Below are 18750 nucleotides of genomic sequence, written 5' to 3'. Positions count from 1 at the left end.
ATTCACGCTAAATCGTCTTGCCCGTCTGTCGGCGAGCGCGATACAAATGGCGGATGCCAGAATCCATCCAAAATCCACCCATTGGCGCGGCCGATATCGAGGCCGCCGCCAGGGTGGTCGCGCCTTTTGCGGTACGGACGCCGCTGTTGTCGTTTCCTGTTCTCAATGAACGCGTCGGGACCAAGGTCTTTCTGAAGCCCGAAATGCTGCAGCGGACCGGGTCGTTCAAGTTCCGCGGCGCCTTCAACAAGCTGGCCTCGATCCCGCTGGACAAGCGCAGCGGTGGCGTGGTCGCGTTCTCTTCCGGCAACCACGCCCAGGGCGTGGCGGCGGCGGCGCAGATCCTCAGCATGCAGGCCACCATCGTGATGCCTGCGGACTCTCCCTTCACCAAGCGCGAGCGCACCAAGGGCTATGGCGCCGAGGTGGTGCTCTATGACCGCGACAAGGAAGACCGCGAAGCCATCGCCAACGGCATTGCGGCCAAGCGCGGCGCGACGCTGGTGCGCCCCTACGACGATCCCTTCGTGATCGCCGGCCAGGGCACCGCGGGACGCGAGATCGCCGAGGACATGGCGGCGCTCGGGCTCGTCCCCGATATCGTGGTGGCACCGGCATCGGGCGGCGGGCTGATCGCCGGCGTTGCGACGGCGGTGAAGGCAAGGTTTCCGCAAGCGCAGGTAATCGTCGCCGAGCCCAAGGACTATGACGACCACGGCTTGTCGCTGCGCGCCGGCCATCGCGAGGCCCATCACGCCGCCGGCCGCACCATCTGCGATGCGTTGATGGCGGCGATGCCGGGCGAACTCACCTTCTCGATCAACAGCAAGCTGCTCGCGAATGGCGTGATCGCCTCCGACGAGGAAGTCGGCGCGGCGGTCGCCTATGCCTATCGGGAATTGAAGCTGGTGGTCGAGCCCGGCGGCGCCGTCGGTCTCGCTGCACTGTTGGCCGGCCGTATCGACGCCAGGGGCAAGAACGTCGTCATCGTGCTCTCCGGCGGCAATGTCGACGCGGACCTGTTTGCCAAGCTGGTCGCCTGAATCAACCCGTCTCAAACGGAACCGGGCAGAGCGTGTGCTCTGCCCGGATTCGAATTGTACGAAGCTCTTTGGTTAAGCTCTTTGGTTAGAGTCAGCGCCTGAAGCCGCCGCGTCCGCCGAACGAGCCGCTGCCACCGAACGAACTGCGGGACGGGCCTGCGGCGAAGCGATTGCTGAAACCTCCGCCGCCCATACCACTGTTGAAACGACGCGGCGCGGTGGTGACCATAGGTCTGGTCGTGACCATGGGTCTGGTGGTGACCCGGTTGTTGATCTTGCCGGGGAAGGTCGTGCCCTTGCTGGCGTTGACGGGATTGGCGTTGATCTTGCCGGGCAGTGTCGTCACCTTGCCGTTGTTGCCGACATTGACGGGCGTGCGGTTGATCTTGCCGGGCAGGGTGGTGACCTTGCCTGGATTGCCGTTGTTGTTGCCGACGTTGGCCGGGTTGATCCCGCCCTTGGCGGGCAGCGTAACGATCTTCGACTGCGAGGGCATATGAGCCTGAGCGCCAAGGTTACCCTTGGAGATGCCCAGCGTCGGTGTGTGGCCGAAGTTCCCCGGCTTGAACGACGGCGACTGCTTCGCCAGATGCGTGAACTGCATCAGATGCACCGCCTTCGGCGCACCCTGCAGCTTCAATGCAGACTTGGCGTACTGACTGTTGGAATAATTGTCGTGGAACGTCTTGTAGGCGAAGGGCGAGTTCGCAAGCACCGCCTTGTGCCACGCCTTTGCCACCTGCAGGTTACCGAGCAACACGCGGATGCGGTCGCACAGCGGGTCATGCGGGTAGAGCCGGATGAATTCCTCATAATGCTCGGGCGAGCCTTCGGACAGCACATAGTCATAAGCCTGGCGCACCGAGCGTGACGGCAGGTTCGACGCGGTCTGGACGATCGGGCTGCGATCCGGTGCACGGACTGCGGCGACCGCCGTATCACCGAAGAAGTAGAAGTCGGAGGTCAGCGACGAGCTTTCCCAGGGCGTCTGCCGGCCGTCGGTCGTGTTGTTCACCTGGAGCCGCACGCGCTTGAACAATTGTTCGATCGGCAGGTTCGGTTCGCGCGCGACATTCAGGAAGGCCGACGTATACGGACTGTGGTTGCCGTCGCCGTCCTGCGCTTCCATGCCCGGCGCGGTCGAGTAGCCGACGATCGAACCTTTGGGGGCATCGACGATGGCGAGACCCCGACCGGTGTCATTGACCTCCGGGAACGGATTGTTGCGGCAGGCGTCGAGCACGACGATGCGCATCCGGCTCGGGATCGATTCCAGCGTGCCCATCACGTCGACGAGCCGGACCGAGTTGCCGTCGAGATCGGACGGCGCAGCGATCTTCGCATCGACCGGGAGCAAATAGTTCTCGCCCGCCACCTGCACGCCGTGACCGGCATAGTAGATCATGGCGACGGTACCGGGGCCGCGCTCGGCGACCCTGGCGGAGAAATCCTGCACGACCTTGACCATGTCGCGGCGTGTCAGGTCGGTCGCCTGGGTGACCTCGAAGCCCGCCGAGTTCAAAAGCTGCGCCATCGATTGCGCGTCGTTGCCGGGATTGGCGAGCTTTGGCGCGGTCTGGTAATTCGAATTGCCGATCACCAGCGCAATGCGCTGGTCGGCGGGAGGCGGCGATTGCATGCCGTTGCGGATATCGGCATTGGGGGCTTCGGCGAGAGTTGCGCCGGTGCTGAAGTTCAACAGGCTTGCCAGAAGACCGGCGCGCAATAGCGTTGACTTAAAACGGGACATGGCAGCGTTCCTCAAATGAATCTCGCGGCGAGATTTGCTGTGGGAACGCTAAGCCGCATCCGCATGGCGGTACGTGACGCCGGTCACGCTTGCGGCGCGCCGTGTCCCGCTCTTGCCGTGGCGTGAGGTAGCTGACAATCTCGGGTTGCTGGAAGGTCGAAGGAACCCAAAATGGGGTAAGCTTCGGGCTGAAGACCGCAATCGGAATCATCGCGGTGGTGCTGGTCGCCGCGGCGTTGGCGCAGGCGAGCAGGGTATTCGCGCCGCTTGCGGCGGCCGTTTTTGTCATCGCCATCGTGTGGCCGATTCAGAAACGGCTGCAGTCGTGGATGCCGAAGCTTGTCGCGCTGGCGATCACCGTCGTCGTCACGGTGGCGATCTGTCTCGGCTTTGCCTCCCTCGCGGCCTGGGGATTTGGTCGCGTCGGACGATCGCTGGTCGCGGAGTTGCCGCGCTATCAGGCCTTCTATTCAGCGATGGTAACCTGGCTGGACGGCCACGGCGTCTCGGTCGCCGGATTGTGGGCCGAACATTTCAACGTAGGCTGGCTGCTGCGCGCGACGCAGTATGTCACCGGGCGCGTCAATACCACGCTCAGCTTCTGGGTGATCGCGCTGGTTTACGTGATGCTCGGACTTCTCGAAGTCGAGAACATCAGGCAAAAGATCGAGCGGCTGGATAATCCTACCGCAGCCCGCGTGCTGCTCGACGGCAGTACGGCGACAGCGGCGAAATTCCGAAAGTATCTGCTGGTGCGGACGAAGATGAGTGCGGTGACCGGCCTGTTGGTCGGCGCATTTGCGTGGGTGGCCGGATTGCCGTTCGCATTCGAATGGGGCGTGATTGCCTTCGTGCTCAATTATATTCCGTTCATTGGTCCTTTCGTCGCAACGCTGTTTCCGACCTTGCTGGCGATGACGCAGTTCGAGAGCTGGCCGGCGGTCCTCGGCGTCTTCGTCTGCCTGAACGTCATTCAGTTCGCGGTCGGCAGCTACATCGAGCCGCGGGTGGCCGGCTCCATGTTGTCGATTTCGCCTGTCGTCGTGCTGTTCGCGATCTTCTTCTGGACGTTCCTGTGGGGGCTGTTCGGGACCTTCATCGGCGTGCCGATCACGCTGGCCATTCTGACCTTCTGCGCCGCGCATCCGTCAAGCCGCTGGGTCGCCGATCTGCTCGGCGGACCGGATCAGATGAAGCCGGGCAAGCTCTAGGAGTTTTTCTCGCCGGCAATCTCCACCCGCTGCGGCGGCATCAGACCAAGCTGTCCATCTGGCCCAGCCGCCAGCGTGTGAATATAGAAATGCGTGGCCGCATCATCGGTCGTATTCATCACCGGCGAGGGCGCGGAGATGATCTTCAACGAACCGCATGCGCCGATCCAGTCGATATGGCGGTGACCGTGCATCACCACGGCGCGACCGGCCAACGCTTCCAGCCTGCGCACGAACCAGCTGCCGTTGATCAGTGCCGTACCGATGCGTTCTGAGAATGCCTTCACCGGCATGGGATACTCCACCACATGGTGGTGCAATGCGACGATCCAGCGTGCTGCCGGATAATGGCGGATCGCCGCCTCGAAACGATGGGTCTGTTCGACGGATACCAGCCCGAGCGCGTTGGTAAAGGAAAAATGGGTCTCTGCATTGGAGTTCAGGATGGCTATTCCGAGGCCGTCTTCCGCCTCTGGCGGCAGGATCATCGGAAACTGGTCGTCGAACAAGCCACGCAGCGCCGCTGCACGGCGCAGGCCGCCATACTCCGCAAGCGCCACGATCGCATCGCGGTGCGGCGCCAGCGCCTCGTTCAGCGTTACGGTCGGCGTTCCCAAGGCATCGACCACGCGCACGCGATGGCCTTGCACGGCGGCCATCGCCGACAGGGTGCGGATTTGCCGTAACCGCTTGCCCGGGCTGAACGGCAGATCGAGCCGGGCCGGATTGGCGCGGTCGACGATGTTGACGTCGTGATTTCCCGGTAACATGACCGTGCACGCGGCAAGTTCCGGATGATGCGCTATTGCGTCGAGGAATGTGGCCCATTCGCCGGCGCGGCCGGCGTCGGTCATATCGCCGGTGATGAGAACGTGATCGAGTGGATCGATCGCATGAATGGCGGCGAGATGCGCCAGGACCTGATCGAGCCGGCCATTGCCGCGCGGTCCCGACCGTCCGCTTTCGATGCGAAAGCCATATTGTTCGCCGATCACGTGAAGGTCCGACAGATGCGCCACGCGCCAGCTACGGCCGCCGGAGGAGGCGGTGTCGAAGGCGGCGAGATCGACCGGTTGCGGCATGCTGGCATCCGCTAATCCCCAAGCCAGCGATGCGACCGCCAAATATATCGACAGCAGCACGACGGCATTTGCCAGCGTCGGCACGGCGAGGCGATGCAGCAAGACCAGGTCGTTCCAGGCGCCCGTCCAACGCGAGGCGGGCCAGGCCAGCATCGCAATCACCACGGCGCATGCGGACAGCATGATACCGGCCGCAACCGAATTGGCGCTGCGTAACCTCGCCCGGCCGGCGATGGTCAGCTTCCTGCCCCATATCCGCTCCGTCAGGTGGCGCAGCGCTTCGCGGGTGAACGCGTAGCCAGGCTGCACGGCGAGCGCGTTGAGCGACCAGAAATTGACCTCGGCGATCCGCAACAGCGGTCGCCATCCGATCCATCCCACCGCGACGATCGCAAGCAAGGCGAGGGCCGTGCCGATCTCGGTCAGTGTGGCAAGCTGTTCCGACAAGGTTGAAAACCAGGCGGAGACCAGCAACGGAGCCAGACCCAGAAGCACTGCCGGCAACAACAGCAACACCGTCCAGGCAAACAGCAGTTTGGGCAAACTGATTTCGACCAGCAGGCTCCCGGCGATTGCAAGCAGGGACCGCTGCCCGGGACTGGCGGCATCGTCCTCGATATCGCCGTGGCGCGGATCGATCAGCATGCGGTCCCGGGGGCCGGCGGAGTTCGGTTGCTCCGCTCAAGCGGCGTTTGTTTTGGGCGTGGCCGGCTCGGTGCTGGCTTTCGCCAGTGCGTCGCGAAGTTGCTGTTCCTTGGTATCGTCAAGGGATGTCTTGAGCACGGTGCCGCCCGCGTCCTGAATCTCCCGCAGCACCTTGTCCGCCGTAATGTTCTTGATGAGCACGAACAGCGCGGCGTTGCCCGGCTGCATGCTTGCCGACAGTTCCTTCATGAAGGCGTCGTCGATGCCGTAGTCCGACAGGGCGCCACCGAGCGCTCCGGAAGCCGCGCCGAGCGCAACACCAAGGATGGGATTGAGGAAGATGACGCCGATCAGGAGCCCCCAGAAGCTGCCCGATACGGCGCCCACCGCCGTCGTATTGACGAGCTGGTTCAGCTTGACCGGGCCAGCCTCCGTCTTCACTGCAATCACTGCATCGCTGATCGTGATCAGATATTCCTTCTGCAGCTTGAACAGACGCTGCCGCACTTCTTCGGCCTTTGCCTCGGATGGATAGATGATCGCGACTAGATCTGACATCTCCGTATCCTCCAACTCGATATGATGGACATGCTGTTGGCCGCCCAGGGCGCTTTTGACGGGTCAAGCTCCTTCACCCGCGCAGCGCAACGCCGCTGCCGGAAAATCCGCTAGCGGTGAGGACGATCCGGCGAGGGGCGTCGACTTAATGGCGGCGAGTCGCTTGGATCGCTTGGCAGCCATGCGGCACAACTGCAACGGTATCACAACCTGCGAGCGAACGGATCACGGTTCGCTGATCGTTCCGCTCTCATCAAACCGTGACGGCTCTCGGTCAAATTGGTTTCTAATTCGCCGAGGTTTGTCGATGCAGCGTGAGCGCAACGTGATTTGTCACAAAATTTTGTAGCGGAGCACACCCACCGCAAACCTACTTTAAGGTTGTGTGATTGACTCGATGCACCTTCGAACCTTATGCTCGCTGCAAGTCACAAGAAGCTGAAGCGGTCGACGGAGATCGCTTCTCAGCATGTAACTCGTGTTGCCGAACGGCTCGACAGTCCGCGAGCAGGATTGTTCAAGCCCGGGTGGAGGAGTCCGATGGACTTGCCTTCGATCTCGGAACAAGCAGAACGGCCATATATTTCGACGGGGCATCTGCCTGAGCCTGACATGGTGCAGAGGCTGGTGTCTGACGCGTATCGGCGTTTCAAGTCGAACGGCGACGGGCATAATTCACAAGTCTATCCGGCGCTCGCCAGGGTGCCGCGAGAGCTGTTCGGGGTTTGCGTCGTAGGCACCAGCGGGCGCGTCTACGAGGCCGGCGACACCGAACATAAATTCTCGATCATGAGCGTGTCGAAGCCGTTCGTGTTCGCGCTGGTGTGCGAGACGATCGGTCCGGAGGAAGCGCGCACAAGACTTGGGGCGAACGCCACCGGCTTGCCGTTCAACTCGCTCGCCGCCATCGAGCAGGGCGGCGGCCGGACCAATCCGATGGTGAATGCGGGCGCGATCGCGACGACGAGCCTCGTGCCGGGCCTGACGGCGGAAGGTCAATGGCAATTCATCCACGACGGGCTGTCGCGGTTTGCGGGGCGCAAGCTCACGCTCAATGAGGAGGTGTACGCCTCGGCGTCGCAAACGAACTATCGCAACCGCAGTATCGCCCGGCTGCTGCAGAGCTACGACCGCATCTATTGCGACGCCAGGCAGGCAACCGATCTCTACACCCGGCAGTGCTCGCTGAATGTGAGCGCCCGCGATCTGGCGGTGATGGGGGCGACACTGGCGGATGGTGGCGTCAACCCCGTCACCAAACAACGCGTGGTCGACGCGGCCGTCTGTCACTATGCGCTTACGGTGATGATTACGGCCGGCTTGTACGAGACTTCTGGCGACTGGCTTTACGACATCGGTCTGCCGGGCAAGAGCGGGATCGGCGGCGGCATCGTCGCGGTTTCTCCGGGCAAAGGCGGCTTCGGAACTTTCGCGCCGCCGCTCGATGCGGCCGGCAACAGCGTGAAGGGACAACTGGCGGCTAAATTCCTGTCGCAGCGGCTGGGAATGGATCTGTTCGTATCGCAGCCGGAAAACTGACGCAGATGCAAAGAGCGGCTTGGTCGAGTCGATGGCTCGGTCGATCCAAAAACCGGGCAACTCGGGAGGACGCCATGGCGACGCACTCGATACCGATCGGAGCAATCCGGGAGCAAGCGCGGGAGTCGTGGGTGCCGATGATCGCGATCGCGCTCGGCCAGATGATCATGTCCTTCAATGTCGCCTCGCTCCCGGTCGCACTCGGCGGGATGGTGAAGAGTTTTGCGGTGCCGCCGACGACGGTTGCGACCGGCATCGTGGCCTATTCGATGCTGGTGGCCGGCTTTGTTATGTTGGGCGCCAAGCTCGCGCAACGGTTCGGCGCGCTGCAGGTGTTCCGCTTCGCCGTGGTCCTGTTCTGCGCGTCGCAGATATTGATGACCTTCAGCCCCACGGCGACCTTGATGATCACGGCACAGGCGCTTTGCGGCGCGGCGGGCGCCGTGATCGTGCCGTCGCTGGTGGCGCTGATCGCCGAGAATTACACGGGGCGGCAGCAGGCGACGGCGGTGGGCGCGCTGGGCTCGGCGCGGGCGGCGGCCGGCGTGCTGGCGTTCATCATTGGCGGCGTGCTCGGCACCTATATCGGCTGGCGCCCGGCGTTCGGAATTCTGATCGCCGTTTCCGCCATTGTCTTCTTGTTGAGCTTCCGTCTCAAACGCGACTACGGCCGCCCGGATGTGCAGATCGACATCTTTGGCGTCGTTCTGGCGGCATCGGCGATCATTCTCATCAGTTTCGGTTTCAATAACCTGAACGGCTGGGGGCTTGCGCTGGCGAACGCCAATGCACCGTTCGATCTGCTTGGCCTTTCGCCGGCGCCGGTCATGATCGTTCTCGGCGTCGTGCTCGGGCAGGCGTTCCTGATGTGGACGCACCGGCGGCAGGCGACGGGGAAGACACCGCTACTGGCGCTCGAGGTGATCGACTCGCCGGAAGAGCGTTGCGCCGTTTACGCGTTGTTTGCCGTGGTCGCGTTGGAGGCGGCGCTGAATTTCTCGGTGCCGCTGTATATCCAGATCGTCCAGGGCCGGTCGCCGCTGGCGACCGCCATTGCGATGATGCCGTTCAATTTGACGGTGTTCTTCACGGCGATGCTGATCGTCAACGTCTATGACCGGCTGACGCCGCGGCAGATCGGGCGCTACGGCTTCATGCTGTGCACCATAGGCCTCGTGTGGCTCGCCGTTGTCGTGCGCAACGACTGGAGCGAGGTTCCGGTGCTGTTAGGTCTGGTCCTGTTCGGCATCGGCCAGGGTTCGTTGGTGACGCTCTTGTTCAACGTGCTGGTCACCGCCTCGCCCAAGGAACTGGCGGGTGACGTCGGCTCGCTGCGGGGTACCACGCAAAATCTCGCCGCGGCGGTCGGAACGGCGCTGGCGGGTGCGCTTCTCGTCGGCCTGTTGAGCACGATCGCGCTGACCAGCATCGCGGCAAACCCCGTGCTTCCGAAGGAAGTCCAGAGCCAGGTCGATCTCGACAACATCACCTTCGTCAGCAACGACCGGCTGCGCAGCGTGATGGAAGGCACGACCGCAACCCCGCAGCAGGTCGAGGAAGCCGTGCGCGTGAATACGGAAGCGCGGCTGCGTGCCCTGAAGATCGGGCTCTTGATCATGGCGGGCCTTGCGCTGTTGGCGATCATCCCGGCGGGCCGGCTTCCGAACTATCTGCCCGACGAGATCCCAAGTGATGCGCCCGGCAACCGATTGAGGTCCGGCTGATCAGCACGAGCATGCGAGGAAAGGGGCGTCCCAAGAAGGAGAACACAATGGATGCAATCGACCGTCGCACTGCGCTGCGGACTCTGGTGTGCGGTGCCGTGACCATCGGCCTGGCCACAAGCCTGCCATCAGGCATGGCCGAGGCGGCGCCGCTCGCGATACAGAAGGATCCTGGAAAGAACGCCGGAGATTTCAAGCTCGAGGCTCAAGGCCCTGGCACGCGGCCGCCCGGATCACCGGCCGGACGGCCACCGGGACGACCGCCTGGACGGCCGCCCACGCGGCCGGCGCGCCCCCCTCATCACTGGCATCGCCGTCGACGTCGCCGTTGGGTCTGCTGGTGGCATCGCGGCCGTCGCCGGTGCGGTTGGCGATGGAGGTAACGGAACTCGAGGTCGGTGATACCTGAAGCGAGGAGAATGATATGACGACCTATGACAACAGCTCGCCGGTCGGCGCCACCAGTTTGACTGCGCCGCCGTTCTGGGTCTGCGTTCTGCTTGGGCTCGTGATGGTCGTGGCGGGATTTCTGGTGCTTGGCGACATCGCGCTCGTCACCCTTATCAGCACCATCTTCATCGGCTGGGTCTCCATCATCGCCGGTGCCTTCGAGATCGTCCACGCGTTCTGGACCAAGGGGTGGGGAGGCTTCGTCTGGCAGGTGCTTCTCGGCATCCTGTACATCGCATTCGGCATCGTACTGGTGGGCCAGCCGGTCGCCAGCGCCCTGATTCTCACCTACGTCCTCGGCCTGGTACTGCTGATTTCGGGTTTTGTTCGCATCCTGCTCGGCATCAGCCACTGGCGAGAGGCGGGCTGGATCATGCTGCTGTCCGGCGTGTTCGGCGTAGTGGCCGGCCTCGTCATTCTGACTGGATTTCCGATGACCGGCTTGTGGGTCCTCGGATTCCTGCTCGGCATCGATCTGATATCCCATGGAATCGGGTGGTTGGCTTACGCGTGGCAGCCTACCACCCGAAGCGCGTAGCTCCTCCCTGCCCACTGGAGCGAGATGGCTTTTCGTCGAATCGTTATCTCGCTCTTTCTTTCTGTTTGAGGACGTCGGGCGATCTGGTGCCAACTTTGCCAAAACGCGGCCATTGGTGCCGGAATATGCGCTATGGCCGATTGGCCGCCACCTTGAGATGGAACGGCAGCACCGTGACTGACATCGGCAATTGTCCGATGCTTTCGCCGTCGACATCGGCGCGGACCATGCGATCGCTGTCGATGGTGATCCGCGTGGCGTGGCGGCGTGAGACTTTTGGATGCGCGAGATAACTGCCGTCGCCGAGATTGGGAACGATCTTGGTCAGGCTTTCCCAGCGACCCATCTCGCCGACGATGATCAGGTCGAGCTTGCGGTCGCCGGGGTCGGCGCCCGGCGCGAGCATCAGGCCTTCGCCCGCGCCATCGAAACTGCACAGCATCAGCGACCACATCGGCAGGTTCTGTTCGGCCTCATCGTCGATCCTGATGCGGTAGTCACGTGGGCTGTAGGTCAGCGACGTGAACGCCGTCATCAGGACGTAGCTGATCGGGCCGAGCCGCTTCAGGAGCGGCACGCGCTGCGCGCGCCAGGAAATCGTGGCGGCGGCACCGACGATGGCGAGCACGAAGCCGTAACGCGTCACCTGGTCGCCCGCATAGCCCCTGGCGTCGGCGCGGAATACGTCGATGTCGCGCGTGTGGCCCATGGCAATGGCCTTGCTGGCCTCGCCGAGCGCGAGCTGGCCGAAGGAGCGGGAGAGCTCGTTCGACGTGCCGCCCGGCAGTTGCGCCAGCACGAGGTCGGGCGCGATCGGCCGATCGTCCGAGATCACGCCATTCATCATCTCGCTGAAGGTTCCGTCGCCGCCGACGGAGATCAGGCGCTGGTAACCGGCATCGACGGCTTCCTGCGCCAGCTTCGTCGCGTGATTGCGCGCGCGGGTCAGCGCAATGTCGTCGTCATCGATCGGGCCGAGATGCTTTTCGAGTTCGGCGCGAATCTGCGGCCAGCGCCTGCCGCAACGGCCCTTGTTCGCCATCGGATTGACGATGATCCTGGTTTTCACGGCCATCTCCGCTGGGAAGACAATCGCGCCAGCTTGACGTCGGCGGAAGCGTGAAGCAACCGGAAAGCGAACTATTCGCAGATGCAACAAATGCCGCAGGCGCGTTATGGAAGCCGGGAGAGCTTCCAGCAGCGACGGAGGCCTTTTACGAAAAGAACGCGATCTTCTCGGCCTGGCTCATGCGCCGGATCGGCGCCAGCGGGTCGTTGGCCGCCGTGACCGGCTTTCGCAGCATGCCGCTCGCGATGAGGCTCGAGCCGAGCGACATTTCCACCGCGGGCGCCGGCGGCGGTGGCGGTTGAACCACCTGTTGAACCGGCGGCGGCGCCGGCGCGGCGACTGGCTCGGGCGCTTTTGCAACGATCTCGGGGGCAATCGGTGCAGGCTCCGCTAGACGGACTTGCTCGGCTACCGCTTCGGCGATCTCGTCGTCGTTGATCGGATCCGGCGCGCCCATCTCCATCGCGATCATGTCGAGAACCGCCTCGTCCTGGGCGTCGTCGTCCTGGGCGTTGGCGTTCTGGAGAGCAGTTTCCTGGACAGCGGCTTGCTGGACCTCGGCGGCCGACGGCGGCTCCGTTTGCGTCAGCACGGCTTCCGCGGCCGCAAGCGCGGCCTCGGCGGGCGTGGCCAGCGAAGCGGACGGTGTCTCGGCAGCTTGCTGTGCCAAAGCTGCTTCGGCTGTCTCCGCCGAGGGCATTCCCGGCGCGGCCGGGAAGGGCGCAGCCGCTTCGGTCTCGGCAGCCGGCGCTAACGAGCGGTCGTCGTCGCCGAATTCCACAAGCCGGCCCTGCAGGTCGGCAAAGGCCGCACGTAGCGCCGCTCTCGCCTCTTCGGAGGAGAACTGGTCGGTGCTTCTTTCGATGACGGTGACCTGCGAATCGATCAGGTCGCAAATCCGCCCGTCATTGCCGATTTCCCGCAACCGCCAGGCGATTTCCCGCAGCACCCGCGCACCCTTGCGGACCGGCGCCAGCCGCTGCTCCAGCGCGAGGCTGTCGAGCGCTTCCACCGCCGATTCCTCGGCAGCCTCGACCGAACTGCGGATGGCGGCGAGCGCCTCGGTCAGGCGCTCCTGCGCCGCGGCCGCCGCGGCAACGGCCTCCGCGGCCTGCTGCGCCGAAAGGCCTTCCTCCCGGTGGAGGCTTGCCTCCCGCTCAAGGGTCTCTTCCCGCTGGGCGATGAGGCTTTGCTCGATCCGCGCCACCGCATCCAGCACCATGCGGGTGTCGGCATTGCGATTGCGCTTGGCGTATTCGGTCAGGAACCAGCGGCCCCGCGAAGTCTCCATGAAGGCTTCGGCGATCGCCGCATAGTCTTCCTCGCCCGGCAGCGCGGCGCGTGCTGAGATCGGCGAAAGGGCGAATGCTTCGTCGGCCATGTCAAACTCTTCGCGCAAATCAGCGCGCATTGCGATAACGAAACAACACGATATTGCCCGAATCGCAATTGAATTGATGCAGAGCGAATCACAAATCCCCATCGCTTCTCAAGCCGCATCGAAACGATTCGCGACGCGGGTGGCGCTGTTTTACGGCACGCTGTTCGGCATGACCGGCGCCCATCTGCCGTTTTTCACGGTATGGTTGAAGGCGGTCGGGATCGATGCGTTCTGGATAGGGCTGATCACGGCCGTGCCCCCGGTGACCCGGTTTTCGGTGCTGCCGCTGGTGACGGGCTTTGCGGAACGGCGCCAGGCCTTGCGCGGCGGCATCATTGTGACCGCCTTTGCCACCGCCCTGGGCTTTTTCATCCTGGGCACCCAGCATCTGCCGGTGCTGGTGTTCCTGATCTACGCGCTGACCTGCTGCCTGTGGACGCCCATGGTGCCGCTGACGGATGCCTACGCGCTGCGGGGCGTGAAGCGCTATGGCCTCAACTATGGACCGTTGCGGCTGTGGGGCTCGGCCGCCTTCGTCCTCGGCGCGCTGGTCTGCGGGGTGCTGCTCGACCTCATCGCTGCCCGAAATCTGATCTGGATCATCGCCGGCTCGGCTGCGATCGGGGCGCTGGCCAGCCTCGCGCTGCAGCCGCTGGACGACACCAGGACGGCCCGCCCGGGCACCGGCCGCGCGGGCGCCTTGCTGCGCGACGGCGGCTTTCTCGCAATCATCGTGGCGTCGGCGCTGATCCAGGGCAGCCATGCCGCCTATTACATTTTCGCGTCGATTGCCTGGCAACAAGCGGGATACGACGGACTGACGATCGCAGTTCTGTGGGTCCTGGGCGTGATTGCCGAGATCGTGCTGTTCGCACTGTCACCGCGATTCACCCTGCAGCCGTCGATGCTGGTGGTGATCGCGGCACTGAGCGCAGCCGCGCGCTGGGCGATAACGGCGCAGGATCCGCCGCTGGCTATACTCGCGATCGTCCAGCTCGCGCATGCGCTGAGCTTCGGGCTGACGCAGGTCGGAATCATGGGGTTGATGCTGCATCACGTGCCCGGCCACGTGATGGCCCGCGCGCAAGGTTATCTGACCGCCTGCGGCGGCATCGTCGCCGGCCTTGCGTCGATCGCGTCGGGCACGATCTACGAGACCTGGGGCCAGGGCATCTATTACGTCATGGCTGTCATGGCCGCCCTGGGCGGGCTGGTCGTCTGGCTGGCGCGGGACCGGCTCTCGCATCAGCCCCACAAGGCCGCTTCCGGCGGATAGACCAGACTGCCGTCGTAGCGCAGCCCGCCATCGCGGTCGCGCGCCAGTAACAGCGGACCGTCGAGATCGACGAATCTGGCCTGCTGTGCGAGCAGCATGGCCGGCGCCATCGCCAGCGAAGTCGCGACCATGCAGCCGATCATGATTTCAAAGCCGAGCGCCTGCGCGGCATCGGCCATTGCGAGCGCCTCCGTCAGCCCGCCGGTCTTGTCGAGCTTGATGTTGACGGCGTCGTAGCGCGCGCGAAGGCCTTCGAGAGAGGCGCGATCATGCACGCTTTCGTCGGCGCAGACCGCGATCGGGCGCTTGATGTGCGCCAGTGCCTCATCCCGCCCGGCCGGCAGCGGCTGCTCGACCAGCGTTACGCCGGCGTTGGCGCAGGCGGCCAGGTTGTATTCGAGATTGTCCGGCGTCCAGGCTTCGTTGGCATCCACGATCAGTTCGGATTCCGGGGCCGCCGTGCGTACCGCTGATATCCGCGCGTCATCGCCGTCGCCGCCGAGCTTGATCTTCAGCAGCGGCCGGTGCGCGGCCTTCGCGGTAGCTGCCGCCATCGCTTCCGGCGTCGCCAGCGAGATCGTGAAAGCGGTGGTGCAGGGGCGCGGCGCCGGGCGGCCGAGCAGGGTCCAGACCCGTTGGCCAGAGTTCTTGGCCTCGAGGTCCAACAGCGCGCAATCCAGCGCGTTCCGGGCGGCGCCTGCGGGCATCGCCGCCTGCACGGCCGTTCGGTCCAGTCCCTTCGCGAGCAGTTCCTGCATCGCGTTAAGGGCTTCAAGTGTTGCTTCCGGGGTCTCGCCGTAACGGGGGTAGGGTACGCATTCGCCGCGGCCACTCTCGCCGTCATGGCTGACGGTGGCGACAACCGTGACGGCCTCGGTTTTGGCGCCCCGGCTGATGGTGAAAGCGCCTGCAATCGGCCAACGCTCGATGCTGACGGCAAGCTTTCGAGATGGGCTGGAAGTCATTTTAAAATCTGCAATTTTCTGAACCGCAAGCTTGCCCGCCGCTACCAACTATGGCTGGTTAGGGGCAGATTCGACAAGGCAATACGGCGTGCGGAACCCAAGCGTTTTGCATCGGCAGCGTACCGGCCTTAAGAGGTGGCATCGTGAGCGGCGACCCGACGTTGGAGCGGATAGCCAGGGGCAACGGGCTGGCGCTGTGCGCAACCGGCGCGTGGACGGCCCGCTTTGCGCCGGTGCTGGAACGAATGGTCACTGAGGCCGAGAAGCTCGGCGGCACAAGGCCCGACATCTTCATCGACGTCTCCCAGGTGTCGAAGCTCGACACGTTCGGCGCGTGGCTGATCGAACGGCTGCGGCGAAGCCTGACCAAGGGCGGTGTCGAGACCCAGATCGCCGGGCTCTCGGCCAATTATTCGAGCCTGGTCGACGAGGTGCGCCGGGTGAAGGCCGAGTTGATCGTCGAAACCGATAGGGTGACGATCACGGGCATGCTGGAACAGATCGGCCGCAGCGTGGCCGGCGTCGGCGGCACCTTGATCGGGTTGATCGACATGCTGGGCGCGGTGCTCGCCGCAGCGGGCCATGTCCTCATCCGCCCCCGCGGCTTCCGCCTGACCTCGACCATCCATCATTTGGAGCAGGTGTGCTGGCGCGCGGTGCCGATCGTGGTGCTGATCACGTTCCTGATCGGCTGCATCATCTCGCAGCAGGGCATTTTCCACTTCCGCAAGTTCGGCGCCGATATCTTTGTGGTCGACATGCTGGGCGTGCTGGTGTTGCGCGAGATCGGCGTGCTGCTGGTGGCGATCATGGTGGCGGGGCGCTCGGGCTCGGCCTACACCGCCGAACTCGGCTCGATGAAGATGCGCGAGGAGATCGACGCGCTGCGCACCATGGGCTTCGACCCGATCGAGGTTTTGATCCTGCCGCGGATGCTGGCGCTGGTGCTGGCGCTGCCGATCCTGGCGTTTCTGGGCGCGATGGCGGCGCTTTACGGCGGTGGGCTGGTAGCGTGGCTCTATGGCGGTGTCGAGCCCGAAGCCTTCCTGCTGCGGCTGCGCGACGCCATATCGATCGACCACTTCATCGTCGGCATCATCAAGGCGCCGGTGATGGCCGCGGTGATCGGCATCGTCGCCTGCGTCGAGGGGCTGTCCGTCCAGGGCAGCGCCGAGTCGCTCGGCCAGCACACGACATCCTCGGTGGTGAAGGGGATCTTCTTCGTGATCGTGATGGACGGCGTATTCGCCATCTTCTTCGCATCGATCGGAATGTGACCATGGCGGGCGAAATTTCCGACGCCATCATCCGGGTCCGCGACATCACCGTGCAGTTCGGCAAAACGCGCGTGCTCGACGGGCTCAACCTTGACGTCAAGCGCGGCGAGATTCTCGGGTTTGTCGGTCCGTCGGGCGCCGGCAAATCGGTGCTGACGCGCACCATCATCGGCCTGGTGCCGAAGATCGCCGGGCGTATCGAAGTGTTCGGCGTCGATCTTGATGCGGCAAGTGCAGCGGAGCGCCGCGGCGTCGAGCGCCGCTGGGGCATCCTGTTTCAGCAGGGCGCGCTGTTCTCCTCGCTTACGGTGCGGCAGAACATCCAGTTTCCGGTGCGCGAATATCTCAAGGTTTCGCAGCGGCTGCTCGACGAGATCATGGTGGCCAAGCTCGGCATGGTGGGCCTGCGGCCCGAGGTCGCCGACCGCTATCCGTCCGAACTTTCCGGCGGCATGATCAAGCGCGTGGCGCTGGCGCGTGCGCTCGCGCTCGATCCCGAACTGGTGTTCCTGGACGAGCCGACCTCAGGGCTCGATCCGATCGGCGCCGGGGACTTCGACGAGTTGGTGCGCACCCTGCAGCGCACTTTGGGCCTGACCGTTTTCATGGTAACCCATGATCTCGACAGCCTTTATACGGCCTGCGACCGCATCGCGGTTTTAGGGAACGGTAAGATCATTGCAGCAGGATCGATTGCCGACATGCAGGCCTCGCAGCATCCCTGGCTGAGGCAATATTTTCACGGCAAGCGCGCCCGCGCGGTCATGGGCTAGAGCATGATCACGAAGCGGGCACCGGTTTTTGATGAGATCATGCTCAAACGAGCGATAAACGACGGGTCTGATCGGCGAAGCTGAACAGAGCCAGGTTTCGGAGTACCTTGGGTTATGGAAACGCGGGCGAATTACGTCCTGATCGGAGCGTTTACGCTGGCGGTGATCGCCGCCGCGTTCGGCTTCGTGCTGTGGTTTCAGAGCCTGCACACCACCAAGCAGCGCAGCCCGATCCGCATCGTGTTCGAAGGCCCGGCGTCCGGCCTGCGCAACGGCGGCAGCGTCAACTTCAACGGTATCCGGATAGGGGAAGTTGTCTCCGTCAAGCTCGACAATCCGCGGCGCGTGGTCGCACTGGCGATGGTCGAGAACAACGCCCCGATCCGCAAGGACACGCTCGTCGGGCTCGAATTCCAGGGACTGACCGGCGTCGCGGCGATCTCGCTGAAGGGCGGCGAGGAGACCGCGCCTGCCGTCCCGCTCGACGAGGACGGCGTTCCGATGCTGACCGCCGACCCGAGCGCGCTGCAGGACGTGACGGAGTCCATCCGCGCCACGCTGCAGAACGTCAACCGGATCGTCGCCGACAACCAGGAATCGGTGAAGAACTCGCTGCGGAATCTCGAAACCTTCACGGCCGCGCTCGCGCGCAATTCCGAGAAGATCGACAACGTCATGCTCAGGGTCGATGGCGTGATCGGCAAGGCCGACAGTCTTATGCTCGGGCTGAACACCATCGCGGGCGGCGCCGCCGGCGGCGAATTGAATCTAATGGTGAAGTCGATCCGCGAACTCGCCGAGGATTTCGACAAGCGGTCGGGCGCGCTGATGGCCGATGGCCGCCGCACCCTCTCCGACATCAGCCGCGCCGTGAACAATTTCGACCGCAACCCGACCCGGGTGATCTTCGGCGGCGGCAGCAGCAACAGCCAGGCGGCAGCACCGCCGCCGCCACCAGCGGCAGCGGCCCCGAGGGGGCCGAGCGGGCAGAAGCGGCAATAGTAGCAGGCGAATAGCGAATGGCTCGCCTCGCTCTGTCATCGTCCGCGAAGCTGCCCTTTCGCCGCGTCATTGCGAGCGAAGCGAAGCAATCCATAGCTTCCGCGCGGGGACGGTATGGATTGCTTCGTCGCTTTGCTCCTCGCAATGACGGCATCGACAAGGGACTGTTCGACCTCACCTTGCAACGTCCTATTCGAGAAATACTCAACCTTCATTTCAGGCGCTGGGATTGCACCTGGCGCGCAATTTCGATGCCTTCCCGATCTAATCGTTGATTTTCGGCTTCATCATCGAACTGACGGTAGTGGGCAGTTTCGTAGTCGATGACCCACTTCTCGATTCTTCGGACGAGTTCAGAAGAAAATCCGACTTCGTTGGGATCGAGATATTTCCCAATGAGGGAATCCCGGATCCCAGTTCCCGAGAGCATTCCATCGACTGTCAGATAGCGCATTCAAGTCACCGGG

At 63.9% G+C, this 18750-nt stretch carries 16 protein-coding genes; 9 read left to right on the top strand and 7 right to left on the bottom strand.

Annotated elements, in window-relative coordinates; translation table 11 throughout:
• The first annotated feature begins 53 nt into the window (after nucleotides 1-53).
• Complete coding sequence (locus tag V1279_RS22040; protein WP_334440078.1) at nucleotides 54-1043, top strand: threonine ammonia-lyase; 990 nt, start codon at nucleotides 54-56, stop codon at nucleotides 1041-1043.
• A 91-nt stretch (nucleotides 1044-1134) separates the two neighbouring features.
• Here the strand turns inward: V1279_RS22040 and V1279_RS22035 are convergent, their stop codons facing one another.
• Complete coding sequence (locus V1279_RS22035; protein ID WP_334440076.1) at nucleotides 1135-2793, bottom strand: caspase family protein; 1659 nt, start codon at nucleotides 2791-2793, stop codon at nucleotides 1135-1137.
• A 188-nt stretch (nucleotides 2794-2981) separates the two neighbouring features.
• Between V1279_RS22035 and V1279_RS22030 the strand changes: the two genes are divergently transcribed.
• Entirely contained in the window at nucleotides 2982-4004 is a 1023-nt protein-coding gene (locus V1279_RS22030) for an AI-2E family transporter (protein WP_334446518.1), read from the top strand.
• Here V1279_RS22030 and V1279_RS22025 read toward each other — a convergent pair.
• Nucleotides 4001-5731, bottom strand: a complete 1731-nt coding sequence (locus tag V1279_RS22025) for a metallophosphoesterase family protein (RefSeq protein ID WP_334440074.1) — start codon at nucleotides 5729-5731, stop codon at nucleotides 4001-4003. The genes V1279_RS22030 and V1279_RS22025 overlap by 4 nt on opposite strands.
• A 36-nt stretch (nucleotides 5732-5767) precedes the next feature.
• Entirely contained in the window at nucleotides 5768-6289 is a 522-nt protein-coding gene (locus tag V1279_RS22020) for a DUF1269 domain-containing protein (RefSeq protein WP_334440072.1), read from the bottom strand.
• Nucleotides 6290-6829: 540 nt separating this feature from the next.
• Between V1279_RS22020 and glsA the strand changes: the two genes are divergently transcribed.
• The 3 genes from glsA (at nucleotide 6830) to V1279_RS22005 (ending at nucleotide 10540) form a co-directional block, all read left to right on the top strand.
• A complete protein-coding gene (gene glsA, locus V1279_RS22015) occupies nucleotides 6830-7828 on the top strand; it encodes a glutaminase A (protein ID WP_334440070.1) in 999 nt (332 codons plus the stop codon).
• A 74-nt stretch (nucleotides 7829-7902) separates the two neighbouring features.
• Complete coding sequence (locus tag V1279_RS22010; RefSeq protein WP_334440068.1) at nucleotides 7903-9552, top strand: MFS transporter; 1650 nt, start codon at nucleotides 7903-7905, stop codon at nucleotides 9550-9552.
• Between the two features lie 424 nt (nucleotides 9553-9976).
• Nucleotides 9977-10540 carry an HdeD family acid-resistance protein gene (locus V1279_RS22005; protein WP_334440066.1) on the top strand — a complete coding sequence of 188 codons (564 nt, stop codon included), beginning with the start codon at nucleotides 9977-9979 and terminating at the stop codon, nucleotides 10538-10540.
• 130 nt (nucleotides 10541-10670) lie between these two features.
• On the opposite strand, the gene V1279_RS22000 is transcribed toward V1279_RS22005, so the two are convergent.
• Nucleotides 10671-11609, bottom strand: a complete 939-nt coding sequence (locus V1279_RS22000; protein WP_334440063.1) for a diacylglycerol/lipid kinase family protein — start codon at nucleotides 11607-11609, stop codon at nucleotides 10671-10673.
• Between the two features lie 145 nt (nucleotides 11610-11754).
• Nucleotides 11755-12990 (bottom strand): hypothetical protein, encoded by a 1236-nt coding sequence (locus tag V1279_RS21995; RefSeq protein WP_334440060.1) that lies wholly within the window; start codon nucleotides 12988-12990, stop codon nucleotides 11755-11757.
• Between the two features lie 76 nt (nucleotides 12991-13066).
• On the opposite strand from V1279_RS21995, the gene V1279_RS21990 reads away from it, so the two are divergent.
• Nucleotides 13067-14266 carry an MFS transporter gene (locus V1279_RS21990; RefSeq protein ID WP_334440058.1) on the top strand — a complete coding sequence of 400 codons (1200 nt, stop codon included), beginning with the start codon at nucleotides 13067-13069 and terminating at the stop codon, nucleotides 14264-14266.
• Here V1279_RS21990 and dgcA read toward each other — a convergent pair.
• Nucleotides 14236-15231, bottom strand: coding sequence for an N-acetyl-D-Glu racemase DgcA (dgcA, locus tag V1279_RS21985; protein ID WP_334440055.1), 996 nt, complete (start codon nucleotides 15229-15231; stop codon nucleotides 14236-14238). The two genes, V1279_RS21990 and dgcA, sit on opposite strands and share 31 nt — an antisense overlap.
• A 143-nt stretch (nucleotides 15232-15374) precedes the next feature.
• On the opposite strand from dgcA, the gene V1279_RS21980 reads away from it, so the two are divergent.
• From V1279_RS21980 to V1279_RS21970, 3 genes are all read left to right on the top strand, one after another.
• Nucleotides 15375-16508, top strand: a complete 1134-nt coding sequence (locus tag V1279_RS21980; RefSeq protein ID WP_334440052.1) for an ABC transporter permease — start codon at nucleotides 15375-15377, stop codon at nucleotides 16506-16508.
• 2 nt (nucleotides 16509-16510) lie between these two features.
• On the top strand, nucleotides 16511-17281 hold the full coding sequence (locus V1279_RS21975) for an ABC transporter ATP-binding protein (protein ID WP_025588953.1): 771 nt from the start codon (nucleotides 16511-16513) through the stop codon (nucleotides 17279-17281).
• A gap of 114 nt (nucleotides 17282-17395) precedes the next feature.
• On the top strand, nucleotides 17396-18283 hold the full coding sequence (locus V1279_RS21970) for an MlaD family protein (RefSeq protein WP_334440047.1): 888 nt from the start codon (nucleotides 17396-17398) through the stop codon (nucleotides 18281-18283).
• 211 nt (nucleotides 18284-18494) lie between these two features.
• On the opposite strand, the gene V1279_RS21965 is transcribed toward V1279_RS21970, so the two are convergent.
• Nucleotides 18495-18737 (bottom strand): hypothetical protein, encoded by a 243-nt coding sequence (locus tag V1279_RS21965; protein ID WP_334440044.1) that lies wholly within the window; start codon nucleotides 18735-18737, stop codon nucleotides 18495-18497.
• Between the last annotated feature and the right edge of the window lie 13 nt (nucleotides 18738-18750).

The sequence above is a fragment of the Bradyrhizobium sp. AZCC 1610 genome (assembly GCF_036924515.1).
Classification (GTDB): Bacteria; Pseudomonadota; Alphaproteobacteria; order Rhizobiales; family Xanthobacteraceae; genus Bradyrhizobium.
The sequence above is the reverse complement of the archived record's forward strand: the minus strand, read 5'-3'. Positions and strand labels throughout refer to the sequence as shown.

What these genes read in the sequence shown, in the direction of transcription:
- V1279_RS22040 (WP_334440078.1), top strand. Translation starts at nt 54, where the DNA reads ATGCCAGAATCCATCCAAAATCCACCCATTGGCGCGGCCGATATCGAG.
- V1279_RS22035 (WP_334440076.1), bottom strand. Translation starts at nt 2,793, where the DNA reads ATGTCCCGTTTTAAGTCAACGCTATTGCGCGCCGGTCTTCTGGCAAGC.
- V1279_RS22025 (WP_334440074.1), bottom strand. Translation starts at nt 5,731, where the DNA reads ATGCTGATCGATCCGCGCCACGGCGATATCGAGGACGATGCCGCCAGT.
- V1279_RS22020 (WP_334440072.1), bottom strand. Translation starts at nt 6,289, where the DNA reads ATGTCAGATCTAGTCGCGATCATCTATCCATCCGAGGCAAAGGCCGAA.
- glsA (WP_334440070.1), top strand. Translation starts at nt 6,830, where the DNA reads ATGGACTTGCCTTCGATCTCGGAACAAGCAGAACGGCCATATATTTCG.
- V1279_RS22010 (WP_334440068.1), top strand. Translation starts at nt 7,903, where the DNA reads ATGGCGACGCACTCGATACCGATCGGAGCAATCCGGGAGCAAGCGCGG.
- V1279_RS22005 (WP_334440066.1), top strand. Translation starts at nt 9,977, where the DNA reads ATGACGACCTATGACAACAGCTCGCCGGTCGGCGCCACCAGTTTGACT.
- V1279_RS21995 (WP_334440060.1), bottom strand. Translation starts at nt 12,990, where the DNA reads ATGGCCGACGAAGCATTCGCCCTTTCGCCGATCTCAGCACGCGCCGCG.
- V1279_RS21990 (WP_334440058.1), top strand. Translation starts at nt 13,067, where the DNA reads ATGCAGAGCGAATCACAAATCCCCATCGCTTCTCAAGCCGCATCGAAA.
- dgcA (WP_334440055.1), bottom strand. Translation starts at nt 15,231, where the DNA reads ATGACTTCCAGCCCATCTCGAAAGCTTGCCGTCAGCATCGAGCGTTGG.
- V1279_RS21975 (WP_025588953.1), top strand. Translation starts at nt 16,511, where the DNA reads ATGGCGGGCGAAATTTCCGACGCCATCATCCGGGTCCGCGACATCACC.
- V1279_RS21970 (WP_334440047.1), top strand. Translation starts at nt 17,396, where the DNA reads ATGGAAACGCGGGCGAATTACGTCCTGATCGGAGCGTTTACGCTGGCG.
- V1279_RS21965 (WP_334440044.1), bottom strand. Translation starts at nt 18,737, where the DNA reads ATGCGCTATCTGACAGTCGATGGAATGCTCTCGGGAACTGGGATCCGG.